Origin of the sequence: Streptomyces sp. R302, from assembly GCF_012927245.1 — a bacterium.
Taxonomy (GTDB): Bacteria; Actinomycetota; Actinomycetes; order Streptomycetales; family Streptomycetaceae; genus Streptomyces.
Genome location: NZ_JABBGE010000011.1, coordinates 131,923 through 153,922, shown reverse-complemented (window position 1 = coordinate 153,922; position 22,000 = coordinate 131,923). Strand labels below are relative to the sequence as shown.

The 22,000-nt window shown below is 71.8% G+C and carries 14 protein-coding genes; 1 reads left to right on the top strand and 13 read right to left on the bottom strand.

The genetic code is table 11. The features are described from left to right. Nucleotides 1-82: 82 nt before the first annotated feature. The 7 genes from HHL19_RS30360 to HHL19_RS30330 form a co-directional block, all read right to left on the bottom strand. A complete protein-coding gene (locus HHL19_RS30360; protein ID WP_346768464.1) occupies nt 83-910 on the bottom strand; it encodes a hypothetical protein in 828 nt (275 codons plus the stop codon). Nucleotides 911-1,303: 393 nt separating this feature from the next. After that, nucleotides 1,304-1,681 (bottom strand): hypothetical protein, encoded by a 378-nt coding sequence (locus HHL19_RS30355; protein ID WP_169093579.1) that lies wholly within the window; start codon nt 1,679-1,681, stop codon nt 1,304-1,306. Nucleotides 1,682-1,824: 143 nt separating this feature from the next. Further along, entirely contained in the window at nt 1,825-2,232 is a 408-nt protein-coding gene (locus tag HHL19_RS30350) for a hypothetical protein (protein WP_169093578.1), read from the bottom strand. An 83-nt stretch (nt 2,233-2,315) separates the two neighbouring features. Then, entirely contained in the window at nt 2,316-2,732 is a 417-nt protein-coding gene (locus HHL19_RS30345) for a VOC family protein (RefSeq protein ID WP_169093577.1), read from the bottom strand. Nucleotides 2,733-2,789: 57 nt separating this feature from the next. Beyond that, a complete protein-coding gene (locus tag HHL19_RS30340; RefSeq protein ID WP_169093576.1) occupies nt 2,790-4,397 on the bottom strand; it encodes a serine/threonine-protein kinase in 1,608 nt (535 codons plus the stop codon). Next, nucleotides 4,394-4,906, bottom strand: coding sequence for a hypothetical protein (locus HHL19_RS30335; protein WP_346768463.1), 513 nt, complete (start codon nt 4,904-4,906; stop codon nt 4,394-4,396). The genes HHL19_RS30340 and HHL19_RS30335 overlap by 4 nt, the downstream gene beginning before the upstream one ends. A 132-nt stretch (nt 4,907-5,038) precedes the next feature. After that, on the bottom strand, nt 5,039-7,096 hold the full coding sequence (locus HHL19_RS30330; protein WP_169093574.1) for an N-6 DNA methylase: 2,058 nt from the start codon (nt 7,094-7,096) through the stop codon (nt 5,039-5,041). Nucleotides 7,097-7,285: 189 nt separating this feature from the next. Between HHL19_RS30330 and HHL19_RS30325 the strand changes: the two genes are divergently transcribed. Then, nucleotides 7,286-8,011 (top strand): hypothetical protein, encoded by a 726-nt coding sequence (locus HHL19_RS30325; protein WP_169093573.1) that lies wholly within the window; start codon nt 7,286-7,288, stop codon nt 8,009-8,011. 62 nt (nt 8,012-8,073) lie between these two features. On the opposite strand, the gene HHL19_RS30320 is transcribed toward HHL19_RS30325, so the two are convergent. The 6 genes from HHL19_RS30320 to HHL19_RS30295 all read right to left on the bottom strand — a co-directional run bounded on the left by HHL19_RS30320 (nt 8,074) and on the right by HHL19_RS30295 (nt 21,979). Beyond that, nucleotides 8,074-8,535: a hypothetical protein gene (locus HHL19_RS30320; RefSeq protein ID WP_169093572.1), complete on the bottom strand. Its 462-nt coding sequence runs from the start codon at nt 8,533-8,535 to the stop codon at nt 8,074-8,076. Beyond that, nucleotides 8,532-19,151 carry a LamG-like jellyroll fold domain-containing protein gene (locus HHL19_RS30315; protein ID WP_240981973.1) on the bottom strand — a complete coding sequence of 3,540 codons (10,620 nt, stop codon included), beginning with the start codon at nt 19,149-19,151 and terminating at the stop codon, nt 8,532-8,534. Before HHL19_RS30315 ends, HHL19_RS30320 begins: the two co-directional genes overlap by 4 nt. Before the next feature lie 258 nt (nt 19,152-19,409). Then, nucleotides 19,410-20,024: a BMP family ABC transporter substrate-binding protein gene (locus tag HHL19_RS30310; RefSeq protein WP_240981972.1), complete on the bottom strand. Its 615-nt coding sequence runs from the start codon at nt 20,022-20,024 to the stop codon at nt 19,410-19,412. After that, entirely contained in the window at nt 20,021-20,362 is a 342-nt protein-coding gene (locus tag HHL19_RS30305; protein ID WP_169093571.1) for a hypothetical protein, read from the bottom strand. The genes HHL19_RS30310 and HHL19_RS30305 overlap by 4 nt, the downstream gene beginning before the upstream one ends. Nucleotides 20,363-20,482: 120 nt before the next feature. After that, on the bottom strand, nt 20,483-21,244 hold the full coding sequence (locus HHL19_RS30300; RefSeq protein WP_169093570.1) for an N-acetyltransferase: 762 nt from the start codon (nt 21,242-21,244) through the stop codon (nt 20,483-20,485). A 57-nt stretch (nt 21,245-21,301) separates the two neighbouring features. Then, entirely contained in the window at nt 21,302-21,979 is a 678-nt protein-coding gene (locus tag HHL19_RS30295; RefSeq protein WP_346768472.1) for an HNH endonuclease family protein, read from the bottom strand. Between the last annotated feature and the right edge of the window lie 21 nt (nt 21,980-22,000).

Here is a 22,000-nt window from a genome sequence, read left to right as displayed (position 1 = left end):
GATCGCGCTCGCGATCCGGCCCTTCCTCCGGCGGATTCACGGAAGTTCACCATGCACATGCTGGAGGAAGCCCGTACGAGTCCTAGGCGGCGGTGGGGGCTACGCCGCTCGCTTCGCAGCGCTCGCAGAGGCCTGGGGTCGAGGAGCGGAACGTGCGGTCGCAGTTGTCGCAGGACATGAAGGCGGGTACGTGGTGGAACTTGATGCCCCAGCGTGGAGCGGCGGGCTGTGGGTCGGGCGGCGGGGGCAGGAAGCGCGCGGGCGGGACGAGGTTCGTCAGCCGGTGGGCCAGCAGACCGGCCGGGTGGGTCAGCGGGGTCGGCAGGCGGGCCGTGAGTTCGCCGGTGATCTCCTCGTCGTCCAGCCCCCGCGCGAACCACTTCCGCACGCCGGGCGTGAGACGGACGACGTCGCGGGCGGAGAGCGTCAGCCTGGGGTCCACGCGGCTCAGCGAGCAGAGGAGCCGGGTGGCGCGGTCGTCCGGCACGGGAGGTTCGGCGGGGAGCTGCGGTGGCGCTTCCCGCGCGGGCTCGGGGTCCGGGACGGGGGTCCGGTCCGGGTCCAAGTCGGGGTCGGGGTCCTCGTCGTCGGACGCGCGGGCCGTGTTGCGCGAGACCGTGCGGGTCACCAGGCAGCCGCCGGGGAGGCGTAGCCGGCGCCGTTCGAGGTAGCCGGCGGCCTCCAGTTCGCGGAGGGCGGCGGCCACGCGGACCTCGCCTTCCGCGGCGGCTGCCGTCAGGGTGCGGATGCTGATGTTCGTCCCGGCGGGCAGCGACTGGATGAAGCCGCCGAGGCCGCGCGCGAGGAAGGAGAGGCGCGGGTCCTGGAGGAGCCTGTTGCTGATGCGGGTGGATTCCGACTCCGCCAGGGGGACGTTGTCGTGGATGACGCCTCCGCGCGCGGAGGGCACGCTAGGGTGCTGGGAGTCCATCGGGAAGGGTTCGCTTCCTCGTTGGTCAGGCCCTCGATCGGGATGCCAGTCCCGGCGGGGGCCGAACTTTTTTAGTTGGGGTCGGCGTGAGCATATGCCAGGCAACCGGCCCGGAATCCAGCCGAGTTGGGCAAATTCCCCCGGGAGAGTGACGCTTCGCGCGCGGCTGACGTGGGGGCTTGGGGGTAGGGGGGTGGGGGGGGTTAAACCCCTTCCCCTCCCCCCCTGATACCCCCCTAGGGAGATCTCGCGCACCGCCGACCCGCGGACTCTCACGACCCGGTGGAGCCCTCCGCCCCGGCGGACGCAAAAAGGGAACGGCCGGGGGCTTTCGCTCCCGGCCGTTCCCTTTGCCTGCTGCGAGGCCGGCGCCTACTTCTTGACCTCGGACAGGCACAGGACGAACTTGTCCGAGTTGAGCTGCTGGGCCAGCGCCGAGAGCTCCTCGCCGCACTTCGCCAGGTCGAAGGTGTCCTCGAAGACCTTCTCGACCTTGTACAGGTCGGCCTTGCCGGAGGAGCAGTCCGCCGTGTCGACCTTCGGGTCGTTCTCCGCGCCGGTCACGACCACGCACTCGCCGACCTTGGCGTGCACGGGCGCCTCGCCGGTGAGGTGCGGCAGGGCGAGCTTCACGGCCACGGCGATGACGATCGCCACGACGATGCCGCCGATCTTCTTCAGGGCCTTCTTGCTCTTGGGGGCCTCGGGCGCGGGAGTGAACTCGGGCGTGGCGGGGGTGGGCGTCGTCATGAAGGGTCCTTGATTGGCGCGGACGTGATCAGACGCGAACATTACAACCCGCAAAACAGACAATCGTGATGATGGGGCTCCTGTTCCCCTCACGTTGTGGAGTCGTGATTCTGACGGGGCGTCCGTCCGGTCCGGCCGGCTCGTCAGAAGAGCTCGTCGCCGTTCGCCAGGCGGCCGAGGACCTTGGCGTACACCCTCGTCGCGGCGCCGACGACGCTCGCGATGACGGCCAGCGCGAGGATGCCGAGCAGCGCGGGCCATTCCCGCAGCGCGTCGCGGCACAGGACGTCGCCGGAGGCCGGGCCGACCAGCGGGGCCCGGCACTTGGCCCGGTCCCCGTACATGGGGCCGTAGTCGGCGAGCATCAGGAAGGCGAACCAGCCCCACAGGAGCAGGGCCAGGATCAGCCAGGCGATCGACCACGTCGTGACACGGCTCGCCTGTCGGCGTTCACGCTCGGTGAGCGCCGACACGGCGGACGCGGGCGCAGGCGCGGGCTCGGACTCGGACGCGGGCTCGGGCGTTTGCTGGGCCGACGCTTCGGCGGTCATGTTTCCCCCTTGTGGACAGTGCTGGGCGGACGGGCAGTCCATCACACCCGGACGTGGAGCCGAGGGGGCACGGCCCGGCGCCGCTACGGGCGCGCGTACGGCACCGTCATGATCTCCATGTTGTGGCCGTCCGGATCGTCGAAATACGCGCCCCGGCCGCCGAAGAGGCCGTTCACCTCGTGGGGCTGCCGGTGGGCCGGGTCCGCGTAGTAGGTGACCCCGGCCGCCTCCAGGCGGCCGATCATCGCGTCGAAGTCCTCGTCCCGGACGAGGAAGGCGTAGTGCTGGCTCTGAATGGGGCCCTCGGGCGCCTGGTAGAAGTCGAGCGTCACGCCGTTGGCGAGGTCGACGGGGAGGAACGGGCCGAAGGGGGCGCCCACCCGGAGGCCGAGGATCCCGGCGAGGAAGTCCGCGGAGGCGGAGCGGTCGGAGGAGAAGACGACGGTGTGGTTCAGCTGGACGGAAGGCTGGTCGGAAGGTCGGTCGGAAGGAAGTGTCACGGTTCCGACCGTACGTGACGCCTTACGGCCGTGCCCACCACATATCGGCCGGAACGTTCAGGCGTGGCGGCCCAGTTGGCGCTGGTGCTCCAGGGTGCGGCGCAGCTCCGCCGCGAGCGGGTGGTACGCCCCGTAGAGCCGTTCCGCGTCGAGGAGGAGCCGGTTCAGCTCCGCCTGGCCCTCCGTGTGCCGCCCGGTCGCGAGGAGCAGCAGTCCGGTGCGGCGCCGGATGTCGAAGGCCCGGCCGGGGTCCTGCGCCGCGCCCTGCTCGAAGGCGGGGAGGACCGCGCGGAAGGCGGCGAGGGCCTCGGCGGTCTCGCCGAGCTGCTCCAGGCAGAGTGCGATGTCGTAGCCGAACTGGGCGTTGCCCGGGTCGTCGGCGGCGAGGCGGCGCAGTTCGGGCAGGGCGCGGCGGTACTGGCCGTCGTCGAGGAGCGTGGAGGCGTACTGCTTGCGCAGGATGCGGACGACCGGGGAGCCCTCGCCGTGCTCGGCGGAGGCGGCCGGGAGGATCCCGCCGAGGACGTCGACGGCCTGGGTGAGCGCGCCCTCGCCGAGGAGCCGCTTCACCTCCTCCACGGCGCCCGCCACGTCCGCGCCCCGAGGCGCGTGCGCCGGCACCGGGGGCGGGGTCTGGGCCGGGAGGGAGACCCGGGGGTCCGCGACGGCGGGGCGTGCGGACGGGGCTCGGGTCGGGGCCTGGGTCGGGGGCTGGGGCGGAAGCGGTGTCGGGGGCTGGGCCTGCGGGGGCCTCGGGGTGGCCGGCCAGGGCGCGTGCGGGCGCAGGAAGGGGCGGGTGGGGTCCATGGGGCCCGAGGGGGTGCCGCGCGCGGGGAGCAGCGGCAGCAGCGCCTCGTACACCTCGTGCGCGCCGGACGGGCGGTCGGCCGGGTCCTTGGCGAGGAGGCGCAGGACGAGGGCTTCGAGCGACTCGGGGACCTCGGGGCGGACCTGGCGGAGCGGGAGGGGCGGTTCGTGGAGGTGGCGGTGGAGGACGCCGAGGGCGGTGGAGCCGGCGAACGGCACGTTCCCGGAGAGGAGTTCGTGGAGCAGCACGCCGAGCGCGTAGAGGTCGGTGCGCGGTCCGACGGCGCCGCCCATGGCCTGCTCGGGCGCCATGTAGGCGGGGCTGCCGATGGGTTCGCCGGTGTGGGTGAGGCGGGTGGTGTCGGAGTCGAGGACGGAGGCGACGCCGAGGTCGAGGACGGTGAGGGTGCCGTCGGGGCGGATCATCACGTTCCGCGGCTTGAGGTCGCGGTGGACGATCGGGACGGCGTGGACGGCGGCGAGCACCGCGCAGACCTGGGCGGCGACGCAGACCGCCCACTCCCAGGGGTACGGGTCGTGTTCGGCGAGGTGGTCGGCGAGGTCGGCGCCGTCGACGTACTGCATGACGAGGTACAGGTCGTCGCCGTCGCTGCCGGCGTCGTGGACGGTGACCAGGCCGGGGTGGTCGACGTGGGCGGTGACCCGGCACTCGCGGACGAAGCGGCGGCGCAGCTCGTCGGCGGCGGTGCGGGGGCCGGTGAGGGCGGCGGGGCTGAGGAGCTTGACGGCGACCCGGCGGTCGAGGCGGGTGTCGTACGCGGTCCACACCTGGCCCATGCCGCCCTGGCCGAGGACGGTGGCCAGCTCGTACCGGCCGCCGACGACCCGGCCGTTCACCTGTCCTCCTCCTTGCGGAGGAGGTCGCTCAGCTCGTCGAGTTCGGCGCGGACCTGGTCGATGCGGGGGGTCGGCGGGGCGACCGGGGCCGACGGGGTCTGCACGTACGGGCCGACCTGCTGCGGCGGCTGCGGGTGCTGCGACTGCCGGGCGTACGGGTTCGGGAGCGGGGCCGAGCTCGGGACCGTGGCGGCCGTGCCCGGGTGCGCGGGCGGGTAGCCGTAGCCGTACCCCGGTACGGGCGCGGGCGCGTGGTGGTGGCGGGTGTCGACGATGAGGTAGTAGCAGACCACCGCGACCATCTGGACGAGCAGCACGATCAGGCCCGCGGTGTTCATCCACGTGTTGGCGAAGCGCTGTTCGAGCGGGACCACGCACGCGATGTTGAGGACGAGCTGGGCCCAGAAGAGGGCCCAGTCCCGGCCCGTACGGCGCATGATCGCGATCCGGAGCATCGCGACCCAGGCGAGGAAGCCGAGGGAGACGACGACGAGGACGGTGAGGAGCACGCGGACCGCGATGGCCCCGGCGGAGGAACGGCCACCGCCCTGTCTCGGCGCGGGAACGGGCGACGGTCCGTACATGCGTTTCCCCCCAGGAAGCTGATCAGGCTTCGAGGGTAAGGGACCGGCCGGTGGCCGTCAGCCGGACCGGACGCTCCCGTCGGCGAGGCCGTCGTAGAGGCCCTGGACGAGCTGTTCGCCCAGGCGGGCGGTGAGCCGCAGGGCCTCCTCGAAGTCGGCGAGGGCGCGGTACTGGATGCCGTGCCGGCGCTGGTCGGCGAGCGGGAGCCGGGGCAGCTGGAGGCGGCGGACGTCGAGCCGGGTGGCGGTCGAGGCGAAGCTGCTGGCCTGCCGGTTGTTGGCGGTGCCGCGCAGGAAGCCGGCGAGGAACCACGGGTCGAGGGCGGCCGGGTCGGGGCGGAGCAGCTGGAGGCCGCGGCCGAGGGCGGCGCCGGCGGTGGCGGCGTCGACGACGCGGGCGGACGGGCCGCCACCGAGGACGGGCACGACGACGTCGCCCTCGGCGACGAGGACGGGTTCCTCGGCCTGTCCTTCGGCGGCCTCCGGGAGGGTGCCGGAGGGGGCGGCGCCGGTGAGGACGTCGTGCTCGGTGAGGACGGGGACCTCGCGGCCCGCGGGGGCGGTGCCCTGGCCGCCGGTGTGGAGCCGGAGGGCGCCGGTGCGGGCCAGTTCGCCGACGGTGGTGAGCGGGCGCGGCCCGGGAGGGGTGGGCACGGGCCGGGGCACGGCGCTCAGGGTGCGGCGGAGGGTCTCGTCCAGGCGGTCGCGGACGGCGGCGAGTTCGGGGGCGGAGCCGCCGGCGTCGGGGGCGGCGAGGTAGCGGGCGGGGGCCAGGTCGACCTCGTCGTCGAGGAGTTCGATGACGGGGACGGCGCGGGCGACGGACGCGTCGGCGGTGCGGCCCGCCCAGGCGTCGAGGACCGCGTTCTGCAGCGCGGTCCAGGGGAGCTTGTCGCGGCCCGCGTCGGGCACGAGCCCGGCGGTGTCGACGAAGAGGGCCTCGGCCGGGGGGCGGCGGTCGGGGGCCGGGCGGACCAGGACCCACAGGTGGAGCGGGATGCCGTACGGGGGCGCGGCGCCGGCCGGGAGGGCGACGACGGCCCGCAGGGCGCCGCGGCGCAGCAGGTCGGCGCGGACGCGGCGGCCGGAGCGGCGGGAGGCGACGGCGGGGGGCATGAGGAGGACGGCGGTGCCGCCGTCGCGGAGCCGGGCCAGGGCGTGCTGGACCCAGGCGAGCTCGGACTCGGTGCGGGCCGGGAAGCCGTACTCCCAGCGGGGGTCGTAGGCGAGTTCGTCGTGGCCCCAGGCGCGCTCGTTGAACGGCGGGTGGGCGAGGACGGTGTCGGCGCGCAGGGCGGGGAAGGCGTCGGCGCGGAGGGTGTCGCCGGCGGCGGATCGGATGTCGGCGTCGCCGTGCAGGGCGAGGCGGAGCGCGGAGAGCGCGGCCAGTTCGGGGTCGGCGTCCTGGAGGGCGAGTTCGGCCGGGTGGGCGGCGGCGCGGAGGAGGCCGCCGGTGCCGGAGGCGGGGTCGAGGAAGACGGTGGCGGGCGGGTCGCCGGCGTCGGCGGTCGCGGCGGCGGCGAGGGTCGCCATCAGCTCGGCGAGCGGCGGCGGGGTGAGCGTGTACTGGCGGGGGTTGGCGTCCAGGTGGCGGCCGAGGAGGAACTCGAAGCACTGGCGGGGGCCGCCCAGTTCGGCGGCGAGGTCGACGGCGGCGCGCAGCAGGGGCACGGCGGGGGCCAGTTCGGCGGCGGTGGGGGTGCGCACGGCGCGCGGGAGACCGAGGCGGAGGGTGAGGATCTCTTCGAGGGCGCCGGGCAGGGCGGCGGCGAGGCGCTCGTCGGGCAGGGCGGTCAGGGCGGCGAGGGCGGGGGCGCGCTCGCGCAGGAGCAGCAGGACGCCGCCGGTGTGGACGAGCCCGGCGACCGTGCCGGCGGGGTGGCCCGCGAGCTGCTGCCAGACGCGCTCGCGGAGCGGGACCTCGGCGAGCTTGCCCTGGTCGCGGAGCCAGCGCTCGACCTCTCCGAGGGAGAAGGAGGGGCTGGTGTCGGTGCCGCCCACCGGCTTGGGGAAGTCCGCGTGGCGGCGGCGCCAGTTGCTGACGGCGGCCCTGCCGACGCCCGCGAGCCGGGCGATGCCGGCGGCGGTGACCTCTGTAGCGCTGTCCTCGGGCACCTGAACCCTCCATCCGTCGCGTGGGGAACACCGAGCACGCCGAGCATACCGACGAACCCCGTTCACGGTGTGAGTCGATCCGAAACTCGTGAACACGGTTGACTCGGTTCACAAGCTCTGCTGTGATTACGTCATCGAAGCACGGAGTCCACAGGAATCCTCCTCGGCACCCGAAAGGTGTTCACAGTCATGTCGAAGTCGCAGACGCAGCAGCGCAACTGGTTCGCCCGCCACAAGGTCCTCACCGCGGCCGGCGCGGTCGTGGTCGTCGTCGCCATCGGCGCGGCGGTGGGCGGGGGCGGCGGCGAGGACACCAAGACCCCCGAGGCGAAGTCCGCGTCACCGGCCGCCTCCGGTGACAAGGCCCCGGAGTCCGAGGCCCCGGAGTCCAAGGCCCCCGAGAAGCCGAAGGCCGCCACCGTGGACGGCGACGGCGACTTCGAGGTCGGCTCCGACGTGAAGCCGGGCCTCTACCGCTCGACGGGCAACAAGGACGCGGAGTGCTACTGGGAGCGGGCCAAGGACGCGAGCGGCGAGGCCGACTCGATCCTCGCGAACGACAACGTGACCGGCACGGCCTACGTCGAGATCAAGGCCTCCGACAAGCTCTTCAAGTCCACGAGCTGCGGCACCTGGGAGGCCGTCGACCCCCAGGCCGCCGGCACCCCCTCCGGCACCACCGTCAAGGGCTCCGCCGGCATGCTCAAGGTCGGCGTCGACATCGCCCCCGGCACGTACAAGTCCACCGGCAACAAGGACGCGGAGTGCTACTGGGAGCGGTCGAAGGACGCGAGCCACGGCGTCGACTCGATCCTCGCGAACGACAACGTCACGGGCACCGCCGTCGTCAAGATCACCGCGAAGGACGCCTACTTCAAGACGGCGGACTGCGGGGACTGGACGAAGACGGGCTGAGCGGGCGCGGAAACGGCGATGCCCCCGGAGGAGAACCCCCGGGGGCATCGCCGTTCAGCCGGCTAGGCCGACGGGATCGTCGCGACCGTCACCTGCCCGTCCATCAGGCACTCGATGAGGACGGAACTCCCCAACGGGTGGATCCAGAAGTGCGGCCCGGCGTCCAGGATGTCCCGCGCGTGCCGCACCGCGACACCGGCGGGCATCGTCACGGTCGGCATCACCAGGTTGCCCCACAGGACGGCCACCCGCTCCTCGCTCCGCACGTACGGGGAGAGCAGCTCCGCCGCCATCCTCGCCCAGTGCTCCTCGTCGTCCCACCACAGGCGGTCGTCGTACGAGGCGGCGTCGAAGTCGAGGACGTCACCGGAGGCGGCCGGGAACCTGTTCAGGGTCACCGCCTCCAGCTCCCTGCTCTCGGCACGGTCCAGTCGCACGACCTGGCGGCCGTCCTCGTCCCGTGCGTCGTTCATGAAGTCCGGCAGGTACTCCGGCCGGCTTCCGTATGCGTTGCTCTCTGTCATCTCTGCAGCTTCCTGAGCCAGGGGGCGACCGTCGCGGACGGCCAGCGGATCGCGTACTTGCGCACCGCCGCTCCCCTGCCCGTCATGACGTTGATGTGCGCGCCCTTCTTCTTGTCGACGTCCAACCGGAACTCTCGGTAGTCTCCGTCGCTGCGTCCGGTGAACCCGGTCACCTTGCCGAAGGTCTCGACGGCGATCTCCAGACGGCCCCGCAGAGTCTTCCGCGAACCGTTGTCGATCCGGCCCACGATGTCCAAGCCCATGTTCCTCGCCTGCTCGAAGGAGTCGGCGTCGAGCGTGACCTCGCTCCGCGGATTCTCCGGGTTGCACTCACAGGTGGTCGAGTGCCCGCGCTGCGAACCACCGCAGTTGTGCACCAGCACCGCGTCGCCCGGGTCCGCGGCCACGACCACGTCGCCCGCGAACACGAAGTACGTGTGCAGGCCCTCGATGCTCAGGTCGTACGTGGTCCGGTCGGCCTTGTACGACTTGACCTCGACGATCGCCGCCGGGGCGCCCTCGCCGTTCTGGAGCTTCTGGCCGACCTGGAGGTCGCCCGCCTGCGTCCAGGCGTCGCGGGTGGACTCGTAGAACTGGTGGTGCTCGGTGGTCTGGATCGTCTTCCGGCCGGACTTCGTCGCGATGGAGACGTCGACGTAGTCGCGGTCGGTCTTGGTGACGATCACCTGCTTGACCTCGTGGACCTCCTTGGTCTTCTTGCCGGGCTCGGCCGTGAGGACCTTGTCGCCCGCCTTGACCTCGGAGATCTTCTTGGTCGTGCCGTCGGCCATGAGGACCGGCGTCGCCGCGGTGAAGCTGTGCGGCGTGGTGCCGCGCCGGATCGGGCAGCCACCGCCCGAGGCGCCGTCGGAGGACGGGGAGTCCTTCGACTTCCGGCCGTTGCCCTTGCCCTTGGCTCCGAACGCGCCGCCCATGACCGCGCCGATCGTCGCCGCCTTCGCGGCGCCGGCGACCGAGCAGCCCTCTTCGCTGTTGACGCACGAGGTGCCGTACTCGACGGCCCCGGTCAGGGCCTCCTCGCCGGCGCTCTCCGCGACGTTTGTCGCGATCTTGCCGGCCGTGCCGGAGAGCAGCTTGCCCGCGGCGCTCGCCGCGAGACGTCCGCCGACGCCGCCGGCCGCGCCGGTCACGGCGCCGATGGCGACCGCGCCGAGGAAGCCGCCGACCGACTTCGGACCGTCGCTCATCATGTAGCCGACGCCGTTGGCCGCCGCGCCCGCGAGGGCGGCGCAGCCGACGGCACCCACACCGGCCGTGATCGCGGTGCAGCCCGCGAAGACGGCGATGCCGGTGGCCACCGAGGCGATGGTCGAGGCGTGCTGCTTGACGAAGTTGGCTGTCGCCTTCGCCGCCTTCTTGACGGCCCGGCCCACCTTCTTGGCTGCCTTGACCACCTTCTTGGCGACGTGCTTGACGGCCTTGGCGACCTTCCGGACCGCCTTCTTGACGTGCTTGACGACCTTGTGGGCGACACGTTTCACGCGCTTGTAGACGCGCTTGACGTATCTCTTGACCTTCTTGACGCTGTCGGCGACGTACCGGACGGCCTTTCTCACCGCCCGCTTGGCGCGCTTCACCACCTTCTTGACGGCCCGCTTGACCTTCTTGGCGGCCTTCTTGACGACCTTGGCGACCTTCTTGACGGCCTTCTTGACCTTCTTGTAGGCCGACTTGACGGTCTTCTTGACCTTCTTCTTGACCTTCTTGACGATCTTGTCGGCCCAGCTCGGCCAGTGGCCGGTCGGGTCCATGCCCGTCATCGGGTTGCCGTCCGCGTACGCGTACCGGTTCGCCGTGATCGAGCTGGGGATCCCGTCGAGGCCGACGGTGTCGCGGCTGTTGAACTGGCCGGTCTCCGGCGAGTACCAGCGCGCGGCCATGTTGACCTTGGCCGTGGCCGGGTCGGTCCAGCCGGACTGGTAGCCGAGCGCACCCGCCATTCCGGCGGTCTGGAGGACCTTGCCGAAGGGGCTGTACGTCGTGGAACCGGTGAGCGCCTCGCCCGTGGTGGTGAACTGCGCCACCACGTCGGTGTGCAGGTCCGTCAGGGCGAGGACCGCCGAGGCCGCCGTCTTCACGCCGACCAGGCCGCCCGCCGCGTCGCGGCTGTAGGACGTGACGCCGTCCGAGGCCACGTCGTTGCCGGCGCCCGCGTACTGGAACGAGTAGAGCGCGCTGCCCGTCTCGTCCTTGGCGTTGAGGATCCGGTCGAGACCGTCGTAGGCGTAGGTGCGGTTGCCCTCCTGGATCACCCGGTTGAAGGCGTCCACCTTCATGTTCGTGACGCGGCTGGCCTCGTCCGTCACCGAGCTCAGCGTGCCGCGCGCGGTGTACGTGTAGGCGCTGTGGCCGTCCGACGTGAGCCGGTTCCGGGCGTCGTAGGTGTAGGTGTCGCCACCCACCCGGGTCCGGTTGCCGGACGCGTCGTAGCCGTAGGCCTCGGTCGTCGTCCCGTTGTTCCAGGACGTGACGCGGTCGGCCCAGTCGTACGTGTACGTGTTGGCCGTCGAGCCGGTGAGACCCGTCGTCGTCTTCGACGTCAGGTTGTCGTTCGCGTCCCACCCGTAGGTGAAGGACGCGAGCGTCTTGCCCGTCGGCGAGGTCAGCGTGTCGCTGACCGGGCGTTCGAGCTTGTCGTAGCCGAGGCTGCGCTTCGCCTTGCCCGTGCCGTAGTCGATCGACGTCACGTTGCTGTTGACGTCGTAGCCGTACGTCGCCGTCGAGCCGGTGGCACCGTCGTTGAGCGTCTTCAGACGCCCGGCGGTGTCGTAGCCGAAGGTCGACGTGCCCGAGGCGTCGGTGCGGGAGGTCATCCCGCCGTCACCGTCGTACGCGAAGGACGAGGCGCCCGACGGGCCGTTCGCCGACAGGAGCAGACCGCGGTCGTCGTAGGAGAAGGTGTTCTTCTCCGTGCCGAGCCCCGCGACCTCCGTGAGCCGGTCGTCGGCGTCGTAGCTGTACGTGTGGTCGGCCGTGGTGGCCTCCGCACCCGTACCCGACTGGCGGACCAGGCGGCTCTTCACGTCGTACGCGAAGGAGACCGTGACCCCGCCCGGGGAACGCGACTCCTTGATCCGGCCGCCGCCGTCGTAGACGGCCGTGAACGTCCGGTCCGCGAGGGCCGGATGCGCCGGGGTCGACGGCTCGATCTGGTTCTCCGGCAGACCCCACGTGTTGTACGTCGTCAGGAACGGGTTGCCCCGTCCGTCGGTGAAGCGGGTCCGGTTGCCCGCCGCGTCGTACCCGTAGGTCGTGGTGATCGACTCGGTCGCGGAGACCGGCTCGACGACCTTGGTGATCAGACCCGAGGCGTCGTACGTGAAGGTCTTGGTGTGACCGCGGTGGTCGGTCGCCGAGACCATGTTCCCGGCCCGGTCGTAACCGGTCCGGGCCGTGCGCAGCACGGCACCCGTCGCGTCCAGGTCCTCCGTCTTCACCAGCTGGCCGTAACCGTCGTACGTGTTGCGGGTGCCGGTGCCGTCGGGCTCGGTGACCGTGAGCGGCTGGCCGTCCATGTCGTAGGTGAAGCGCGAGACCTTGCCCGCGCTGTCCGTGACCTCGGTGACCTCACCCACGGCGTTGTACTTGTACGACTCCGCGACGCCCTGCGGCGAGACCACGCGGGACAGCTCGCCGCCCGGCGCGTTGTACTCGTTGATCGCCGTGTAGGCCCGCTGCGTGGGCTGGCGCACGATGTCCGTGCTGGTCAGCTCGCGGCCCAGGTAGTCGTAGGTCGACTCCTGGCGGGCGCCGTTCGGACGGGTGGCCGACAGCTGGTCGCCGTTGGCGTCGTAGGTGTACTTGGTGGTGCCGCCGCCGGGCTCGGTGACCGAGGCCAGGTCGCCCAGCTGCGTGTACGCGTACGTGGTGCGGTTGCCGAGCGGGTCGACCTCGGCCGTGACCTGCCCGAGCTTGTTGTACTCGTTGTAGGACGTGGCCGTGATCGGTGCGGTGGCACCGGGCGCGAGGTACTCCGGCGTGGTGATCGAGGACTCCTGGCCCTCGGCGTCGTACGCCGTCGTCACCACGTTGCCGAGCGGGTCCGAGGACTCCGTCGGCTCGCCGAAGGTGTTGTAGCCGGTCATCGTGACGGGCCGGACGGAGACCGGGGTCCCGCCGTTCTGCTCCGCCATCACGGCCGGCTCGGTGACCGACGTCTGCTGGCCGAACTCGTCGTACCCGTAGTCGGTGACGTTGCCCGCGGTGTCCGTCTGGGACACCGGCAGACCCCGCTGGTCCAGCTTCCAGCTCGTCGTGCGGACCGAGCTGCCCGCGGCCGGCAGGGTGCCGCCCTTGAGCGCGGTGACCTGCGCCGGGGTGAGGGCCTCGGAGTAGACCTGGACGTCGTCCAGGCCGCCGAGGTGGTTCTCCCCGTACGCGCCCTTGTACCAGCGGCGGCCGATCTGGAGGGGGCCGGTGGCCTCCCACGGCGTGCCGAAGGTGGCGGCCGTGCCGGTCTCGACGCCGTTCACGTACAGGCGCAGCTTGGAGCTCGCCTGGTCGTAGACGCCGACGAGGTGGGTCCAGGTGTTGGTGGTGACGGCGGCGGTGCCCGACGAGACCCGCACGATGTCCGGGGCGTAGGTGTCGGTGGCGTGCCGGTTGAAGGTCCAGCCGAAGCCGGTCGAGTAGTACAGCTGGAAGCCGGAGGCCTCCTTGCCGTCCTGCGCGACGAAGGTCCGGTTGGCGGCCGTGGAGCCCAGCTTGACCCAGGCGGAGACCGTGAAGCTGCCGTTGGTGTTCACCACCGGGCCGCTGGTCTGCGCCCACGAGTCGGCGTTGCCGTCGAAGACGGCGCTGCCGCCCCGGTCGGTGTTCCAGTGCATGCCGGTGCCGTGGCTGCCGGTGTTGTTCGCGCCGGAGGAGTCCGCGAGGCCGAAGCCCGTGGTCTCGTCCAGCTTGTAGCGGGCCACCGGGGCCGTGGTGCCGTCGTGGACGGTGGTGCCGGTGATGTTGCCCAGGGCGTCGTACCGGGTGTCCGTGGTGGACACGTCACCCGTCGCCGGGTCGCGGTCCGTCTCGGTCACCACGTTGTCGTCCGGGTCGTAGCCGGTCTGCGTGGTCCGGGCGAGGCCGCCCGGGTCGAGGACCTCGGAGACGGTGCGGTCGGCCGCGTCCACCGTGAAGGTGGTGCGGGTCTGCCCGTCGTTGGTGATCTGCTCGATCAGGTTGCCGGCGGCGTCGTAGGTGTTCGCCTGCTCCGTGAAGGACTTGCCGGTCGCGGGGTCCTTGCGGACCACGGTGGCCGACAGGCCGTCGTCGGTGTAGGTGTACGCCGTCTGCCAGCCCATCGGGTCGGTGATCGACGCGAGGCGGCCGGCCGGGTCGTAGGCCCGGGACTCCTGGACGAGGGTGGTCGGCGGCGAGGGGTTGTACGGGTCGCCGGTGTAGTTGAGCAGGCTGGTGGTGAGCGGTCGCTGCTCGCCGTCGTAGGTGTAGGTGTTGACCGTCCCCGCGGGGTCGGTCTCCTTCACCTTGTTGCCGTAGGCGTCGTACTCGAACGACGTGGTGTCGCCGCCCGGGTCCGTCCGGCTCGCCAGCTGGTTGTGGGCGTCGTACGTCATCGACGTGACGCGTGCCGCGTCACCGCCGGTGAGGTCCGCGACCGACTGCGACAGGATGTTGCCGTCGGGGTCGTAGGCCGTGGTGGTCCGCGCCTGGTGCTTCGCGCCGGTGACCCGGTTGGTGACCGCCGGTGTCGTCTCGGTGAGGACCTGGTCGTTCTTGTCGTACGTCTGGCTCGTGACGAGACCGGCCGGGTGCGCGTCCGAGATCTCCTTCTTGGAGATCCGACGGCCCAGGTTGTCGTACGTGTACTCGACCTTGGCGCCGTTGGCGTCGGTGATCCGGGCCAGGTCGCCGTTGGCGTAGTAGGTGTACGTGGTCTTCCGGCCGCCCGGCGTGACGACCTCCGCCACGAGGCCCGCCGGCGCGACGGCCGTGCCGCCCTCCGCCGCCGGGGTGGTGGCGGTGGTGTACGTGGTCGTCGCGGTCCGGCCGTTGGGGTGGCCGGCCACGGGGGGCGTGGTCACCGACAGCAGGTTGCCGCCGGTGTCGTAGCTGTAGCTGGTCAGGTACGCGTTGTCCGTCGGGCCCGAGGAACGGCCGTCGCGCTCGGTGAGGAGCAGGTCGTTGCGCAGGTCCATCGGCGGGAAGGCCGTGGTCGCATCCGGGTAGTAGGTGTAGTACTCCGTCGAGCACTTGTTGGCCGCGGTGTTCTGGCAGGTGGTCTGGGAGACCGCGTTGCCGCGCACGTCGTGGCCGGTGATCGAGCGGTTGCCGTTGGCGTCCGTGACGGTGTGCAGGAAGCCGCCGGTGTCGTACCCGTAGGTGGTGCGGGCGCCCCCGGTGTCGATCGCGGCGAGCAGGCGGTTGCCCATCTCGGCGTCGTACACGTAGGTGAGGGTCTTGTCCGTCGGGTCGGTCAGCTTGACGGTCTTCACCGGCGCGATGCCGGAGGAGGCCTTGTAGGCGGACCAGTGGGCGGCCACGTCCGCGTCGGTCAGGCCCTTGGCGTGGACCGCGACCTCGGCGAGGGAGCCGGTGAAGAAGGAGACGTCCCCCGGGGAGCTGTACCACTTGGAGAAGCCGGCGCCGACGAACGTCCGGGACGTCGTCTGGTCGTTCGGCGCTCCGGTGCAGGTGCCCTGCTTGACGCCGTCCAGATACAGCGTCTGGGTGGTGCCCGCGGCGGACAGGACGGCGTGGTGCCACTTGGAGTCCGTCACCGTGCCCGTGGAGCCGAGGGTGGCGTTGCCGTTGCAGGTGCTCGACCACCAGTGGCCGTGCAGCTTGTTGTCGGCACCGACGTAGAGCAGGTCGCTCCAGCTGCCGGTGACGCCACCGGGGTTGTTCGGGGCGACGCTCTGGTCGCTCATGATGACGCCCGGCTTGGCCGTCTTGAACCACAGCTCGACCGAGCGGTCGGCCTTGGCGTGCAGCGGGCCGTACGGCAGCTCGACGAAGGAGGTCGAGCCGTCGAAGGTCGCCGCGCTCACGTCGTCCGCGCCGAACGGGCCCTGCGCGCCCTGGACGACGTTGTTGTACGTGCCGAATCCGGTGTTCACCTGGTTCGCGGCCTGCGCCGCGCCCTGGGTGTCGTCCAGGCGCCAGTAGCCGGCCGGGGCGGAGCCCATGACGGCGGAGCGGTAGACCTGGGACGAGCCGGTGATGGTCGGCGGGTTGAGCTTCCAGGTGCCGCCGTTGCCGTCGGTGGCCTGGAGGACGCGGTCGTCGGTGGTGTCGTAGACGACCGACGCCTGGGTCTTCAGGCCGGGCGTGGTGATCTTCTGGAGCAGTCCGGCGGACCGCTTGGCGGTCTGGTACTGCGTGGAGATCACGCCGGCCGACAGCGGCTCGGAGTAGATCGCCACCTCGGCCATCTGACCGTTGAAGTGCCCGAGCTTGTCGTTCGGGTTCATCGACGGCCAGCCGTCGGTGTTCACACCGGCGCCGAGCGAGACGTAGGGCTGCACCCAGTCGTTGATGGTGCCCGAGAGGGAGCCGACGGCGGCGCCGTCGAGGTACAGCGTCTGGCTGTTGGCGACACCGGTCAGGACGGCGTTGTGCCACTGCCCGTCGGTGACGGTCGGCGTGGAGGTGATCGTCGTCATGCAGCCGGGCGACATCGCCAGGCAGCCGCGCAGCTTGCCGTCCATGCCGACGTACACCGCGGGGGTGTTCTTCGTGGTGTTGGCGACCGGGTCGGGGTCGCTCAGCGGCTTGTCGCCGTAGTAGAAGAGGACGCCGCCGGCGGTGGTCGTCCTGAACCACAGCGACACCGTCGTGTACGAGGGCGTGGCGCCCGGCGCGGACGGCATCTCGACGTACGAGGTGGTGCCGTTGAAGGTCGCGGCCTTCTGGGTGGAGCCGGCGAGGGGGCCGGTGCCGCCCAGCGTCACGTTCTTGTACGTGCCGTTGTACTGGCCCTGGTTGGCGTCGATGGCGTCCTTCGCCACCGTGCCGGAGGTCTCGCCGAGGCGCCAGTACGCGAACGGGTCGGCGTCCAGGACCGTGGTGCGGTAGTGGTTGCCGGTCGCGTAGGCGTAGGTGGTGCACTTCGACCAGTCGGCCGGCGGGCACACCTTGGTGAGCTGGTCACCGGTGTGGGTGTACTGCCAGGTCTGGACCGAGTTCGGGTCCCCGACGGTGGCCTGGTCGGTGGAGACGGTCTGGACGTGCCAGGCGGTCGCGCCGGCGGGCTGGTACCAGGTGAGGCCCAGGTTCCGCTTGGACGTGACGTTGGTGATCCTCGTCAGGCGCTTGTTCGCGTCGTAGGTGAAGGTCTCCGTGCGGCCCGCGTAGTCCTTGATGGTGCTCAGGGCGTAGGTGCCGGCCTTCGCGGTCGCCTGCTTGAAGGCGTACTCCGTGAAGTCCTTGTCCGTGAGCGCGTAGCCGCCGGTGACCGCCGCGAGGCGGGCGTAGCGGCCCAGCGGGGGCACGAAGGTGCCGTCGGAGTTGCGGCCGAAGGCGACCTGCTCACCACCCGGATAGGTGATGATGACGCTGGTGAGCGTCCCGGCGCCGTCCTTGACCTCGACGGCCTTCATGTCGGCGATCGTCGACCAGCCGGCGCCGAACGCGGAGTCCACGCGCGGGTCGAGGCTGTTGTAGGAGCGGTCGATCTCCAGCGACGGGCCGATGACCGGCACGTCGGCGTCGGTGTCCTCGGTCGTGTAGTTGCCGTCCGAGGGGTCGAACTCGTGGCCGTCGGTGTTCATCGACAGGCCGGAGGTGACCGGCGGCTGCGGCACGGCCGTGGTGAAGCGGCTGCTCTCCACGACGGCCGCCATGCCGTCACTGGCCTCCACGTACCAGTCGTAGGTCTCCGACCACTTCAGCTTGCCCGCGGGCACCTTCCAGCTGCTCTTCGCGATCGCGCCGGAGGTCGCCACCAGGGCGCCGGCGTCGTTGTAGACCTCGAAGGTGTACGAGAGCGGGTTCGGGCCCTTGTCGGCGTCGCTCGCGTAGACCAGCAGCTCCGGCTGGAGGGTGTTGGCCTGGAAGTTCGCCGGCGGGTACTGGGCGTTGATCTGCGGCGCCGTGTTCGGCGTGTAGGTCAGGACCAGCGCCGGGCGGTAGCCGGCGGTCGCCGAGTTGTCCGAGTGGAACTTCTTCCAGTGCAGGTTGTCGTTGGTCGGCGCGGTGAGCGCGAGGCCGTAGTTGGCCGCGCCCGCGGCGACGTTGTTGAACCAGGTGGTCGACAGCGTCACCGGCATCTTGACGCCGACGCTCGTCGAGGCCGAGGTGTTGGAGCAGGAGGCTCCGGGCGCCGGGGTGGCCGAGCCGATCGCCGAGCCGAAGGACGGGCCGGGGTACGAGGTGACCCCGGACGGCGTCCACGACTGGGTGATCGGGTGGACGGAGAACGACTGGGCGGAGCAGGTCGAGGACCACAGGGCGTACACGTTCAGGCTGGCGGCGGTGACCCGCTGCCCGGCGAGCGTGCTGCCGAGGGTGCTGAACTGCAGGAACGAGTTGGTCTTGTTCGTGCCCGCGTCGTACGAGCCGACCTTGATCTGGGTCTCGGTGGAGTGGTCCCCGCCGATGGTGTTCTGCGTGTACGTCGAGTTCGACGCGGTGATCGTCGGGTCGACGGTCACCGGGTAGACGCGCGCCGGGTCGTCGAGCCAGGCGCGGTCGGCGGTCATCCGCAGGGCCGGCTTGCCGTCGACGGTGGTGAGCTCGTAGGTGACGTTCCGCGACTGGGCGGCGTCGCCGGAGCGCGGGTCGATCTTGGAGTCCTCCATGTACGCGTGCGGGATGGTCGCGGCGACCTTCCCGTCGGCGTCGGTGAACTCGACGTCGCCGTCGGCGGTGACGCGCGGGGTGAGGCCCTTCACGTCGAGGGGGAAGGTCCAGGAGTTCGCGGCCCGCGGGGAGCGCAGGACGACGTTCTCCTTGAAGCCCTCGGCGAGCGGCACGAGCTGCACGTCGGTGTCGGGGAGGACGCCGGCGTAGGTGACGGTGCCGTTCCCGTCGACGACGGGCGCGGTCTTCGCCGCGTCCCGCAGGGCGTAGGCCAGGGTGCGGCCCTTGCCGAAGTCGACGGAGGCCAGCGCCTTGTCGGCGGCGGTCGGCGCGAACTCGACGTCGAGGGAGTTGGCCGTCTGCTGGAGGCGGCCGTCCTTGTCCTCGGTCAGGGTCGTGTCGATCGGCTTCCAGGTGCCGTCGGCGGTCTTGAAGTTGGTCCGGCCGGTGTAGTGGCGGACGCTGGTGGAGCCGTCGGCGTTGACGTAGTAGTCCGAGGTGGCCGTGGACTTCTTGGCGTCGCGCCTGCTGGTGCGCTCGTCGAAGCTCTCGGCGTCGCCCGGCGCCTTGCCGGTGCGGGTCTCGGCGGGGTCGGCGGTCTCGCGCTCGAAGGGCGCGAGCTGGCCCTTGCCCTTGCCGGGCTTGCGTCCGGCGCCGCCGTCCTCGCTGGTGGCGTCGGAGGAGGCCTTGTGACTCTTGCCGCGGGCGGTGCCGCCCTGCTGGTCGGGGGTGTCGAGGGGATCGTCGCTCTTCAGCCACTTCCACAGGCCCGAGAGGGACATCTCGGGCATGCGCACCGGTTCGAGGACGGCTCCGGTGGCCATCGCCGTCTCGGTGGTGAGCATGAGGAAGAACGCGATGAGCGTGGAAAGAGCCGTAGCCCTCAGCCTGCGTCTGCCAGTTCGGCCTGGCGGAAAGAGGCGAGGGCCACGGACCCGGCGTATCTTCATGGGTCGGCCTTTACTTACGGATTGCTTACAAAGCCTCGCGAGCTTTCCTGATGGCCGATCGCAGACGTGACGCAGGGGTCCTCTTTTTACTTTGCCTTTAGAAAGTGGAGAAGGAAGGTCCGCTTGACGTGGTTCTGTCCCCCGCCGGCCAGGTCAGTCCTCGCGCGCGAGCCGCGCCACGGCCGCCTCGACCTCGCCGCCGGCCTTCTCGCCCGCCGCGATCCGCGTCACGTTCTCCGGCACCTCACCGGAAGCGGAACCCTCGCCGACCACGACGAACCGGACCCCGCCGTTCTTCGCCGCGGCCTCCGTCGCCGCCGTCACCTGCGCCGGGCCCGAGGCCACGACGATCTCGCAGTCGCGCTGCACCAGGCCGTTGAGGAACGGGCGCGCGTTCGCCACCGTACGCTCCCCCATCACCGGCACGTACGTCACCCGCACCCGCCCGTCCGCGGACGCGCGCTGCATGCCCTCCCACAGGGGCGCGGCGGGCCCGCCGGACACGATGCCCCGCTCGTCCGTCAGGAGGCAGGCGTCCCGGTCCTCGTAGGCCCGGGCCCGGGTGTCCGGGGGCGTGCCCCCGTCGTCGTCGAGGGCGCCCGAGACCAGCCGGGCCGCGAGCAGCCCGAGCAGCACCACGAGGACCGAGGCGACCGCCCAGCCGGCCCGGCCGCGCAGCAGCCCGGCCGCCGCCGCGAGCACGTCGGGAGTGGTGGAGCGGGTCTCCGTCCGCCGGTCGCGGGTGCGCCACGTACGCCTGGTCTTCACGCGGTCCGTCCCTTCCCGCGCGCCAGCAGGACGTGCACGGCCGCGCCCACCGTGGAGACGGCGAGCAGCAGCACGTCGAGCAGGAAGGCGCCGCCGGAGGTGTCGACGGGGGTCAGCGCGACCTGGAAGCACCAGCCGACCGAGACCGCCGTGAAGAGGAGCGCGGCCAGCCAGTCCGCGCGGGTCCCCCGGTACAGGGCGAGCACGAGGGCGGGCACCCAGCCGAGGACGCCGAGGCTGAACACCGGCACGGCGGCCAGCGCCGCCCGGGCGGGCAGCCGGGGCGGCCCCTCGCGGCGCGGGACGGCGCCCTTCTCCAGGACGACGGGCTGGTTCACGGTCGGGACCTCTCACGGTGGCGGGCGCGCGGTGCGTTGCACACGCGTACGACGGGGACGCCGTACGGTACAGCGCCCGCCCCGAAGATCACCCCGCGGGGGCGGCTCCCCCGCCCCGGATCACGCGGCCGGGACCGCGTGCCGCACCCACACGTTGGGCTCGACGTAGACCGCGTAGCCGCGCGCGGCCTCGCAGTGGACGGGCACGAGCGCGCCCGGCACCTCGACCGGGCCGTCCGTGTCGAAGGGGAGCCCCGTCCACGCCCGCCACTGCTCCAGGGAGCCCGAGACCGTCATCGACGCGGGCGCGACCGCCTCGATCCGGCCACCGGCGCGGACGTGCACCCGCAGCCACGGGTCGTGCGGCAGCCCGTCGGCCTCCCGGGTGCGGACGGCGTACTCGTGGATGGAGGCCCCGGGCTCCAGGTGCTTGCCGTTGGGCCGGACCGGCGCGACCAGTTCGGCGTAGCCGAGCCGGCGCGCGTTCTCCCGCATCGCGGCGAGCATCCGGTGCGAGATCCCGCGCCCGAGGGCGCCGGTGTCGACGGTGATCTCGACGGCGCTCACCGTGTCCGGCGTCTTCCCGTGCCGCAGGTCGGAGAAGGCCCACAGCAGCACCTCGTCCCAGCCCCGGTCGGGCAGCGTCCGCCGCCCGACCGCGTCGAGCCGGAACGGCACGCTGAAGCCGCGGGCGACGACCGTGCCGTCCGGGTCGGTGGCCACGAGCACGTACTCGGGGAACTCCCGCACGATCCGGCCCATGTGGGACCAGCCGACCGGGTCGTACATCATGAACTCGGGCCAGAGGTCCTTCATGGACCACATCGGCCCTTCGAGCTCGGGCCGCTCGGCAAGCGTGGTGATCTTCAGTTCGTGGTCCATGCCCCGCAGGTTAAAGACCTCCCGACACCACGCCAACCGATTATCGGACGGGCCCGTTCAGCCGCCGCACTGCCGCAGCATCGCCGTCCGGTCGGGCCCGGTCACCGCCAGCTCGTACTTCTCCGCCACCTGCGCGAACCGCACCGCGTAGGCGCAGCGGACCCCCTTGGCCGGCGGCAGCCAGGAGGCCGGACCGGAGTCGCCCTTCGCGGAGTTGGCCCGGCCCTGGACCGGGAGCAGGTTCAACGGGTCGTTGGCGAGCCGCTTCCGCTTCGCGTCCGTCCAGCGGGAGGCGCCCATCTGCCAGGCGTACGAGAGCGGCACGACATGGTCGATCTGGACCTCGGCGGCCTTCTGCTTGCGCCAGTCGATGGTGGTGCCCGTGTACGGGTCGTCCAGCGTCATCGCCACGACCACACAGTCCGAACCGTCCCGGAAGCGCACCTCGCGGCCGTCGCGGCGGAGCAGGTCGTTGCGGGTGTCGCAGCCGTTGCGCGCGAACGGCACGCCGTCCGCCTTGTCCAGCCACGCGTGCCCGAACTCCTCCCGCGCGTACCCCGTGCGCGCCCCCCGCCCCTTGGTGGCCAGCCCCCCGATGAGCTCCCGCGCCCGCGCCCGCTCCCCCTCCGCCGTCACCGGCGCGAGCCCCGGCTTCGTCCCGTCCGGATTCCCGAAGGGACTCGCGACCCGCCCGGCGGGCGTGGCCCCGCCGGACGCCTCCCGCCCGCCGTCCACGGGCGAGGTGCACCCGGAGAG

Excerpts from the sequence above, each read along its gene's own strand:
- HHL19_RS30355 (WP_169093579.1), bottom strand. The coding sequence starts at position 1,681 with ATGACGACGCCCACCCCCGCCACGCCCGAGTTCACTCCCGCGCCCGAG.
- HHL19_RS30350 (WP_169093578.1), bottom strand. The coding sequence starts at position 2,232 with ATGACCGCCGAAGCGTCGGCCCAGCAAACGCCCGAGCCCGCGTCCGAG.
- HHL19_RS30325 (WP_169093573.1), top strand. The coding sequence starts at position 7,286 with ATGTCGAAGTCGCAGACGCAGCAGCGCAACTGGTTCGCCCGCCACAAG.
- HHL19_RS30320 (WP_169093572.1), bottom strand. The coding sequence starts at position 8,535 with ATGACAGAGAGCAACGCATACGGAAGCCGGCCGGAGTACCTGCCGGAC.
- HHL19_RS30315 (WP_240981973.1), bottom strand. The coding sequence starts at position 19,151 with ATGCTCACCACCGAGACGGCGATGGCCACCGGAGCCGTCCTCGAACCG.
- HHL19_RS30300 (WP_169093570.1), bottom strand. The coding sequence starts at position 21,244 with ATGGACCACGAACTGAAGATCACCACGCTTGCCGAGCGGCCCGAGCTC.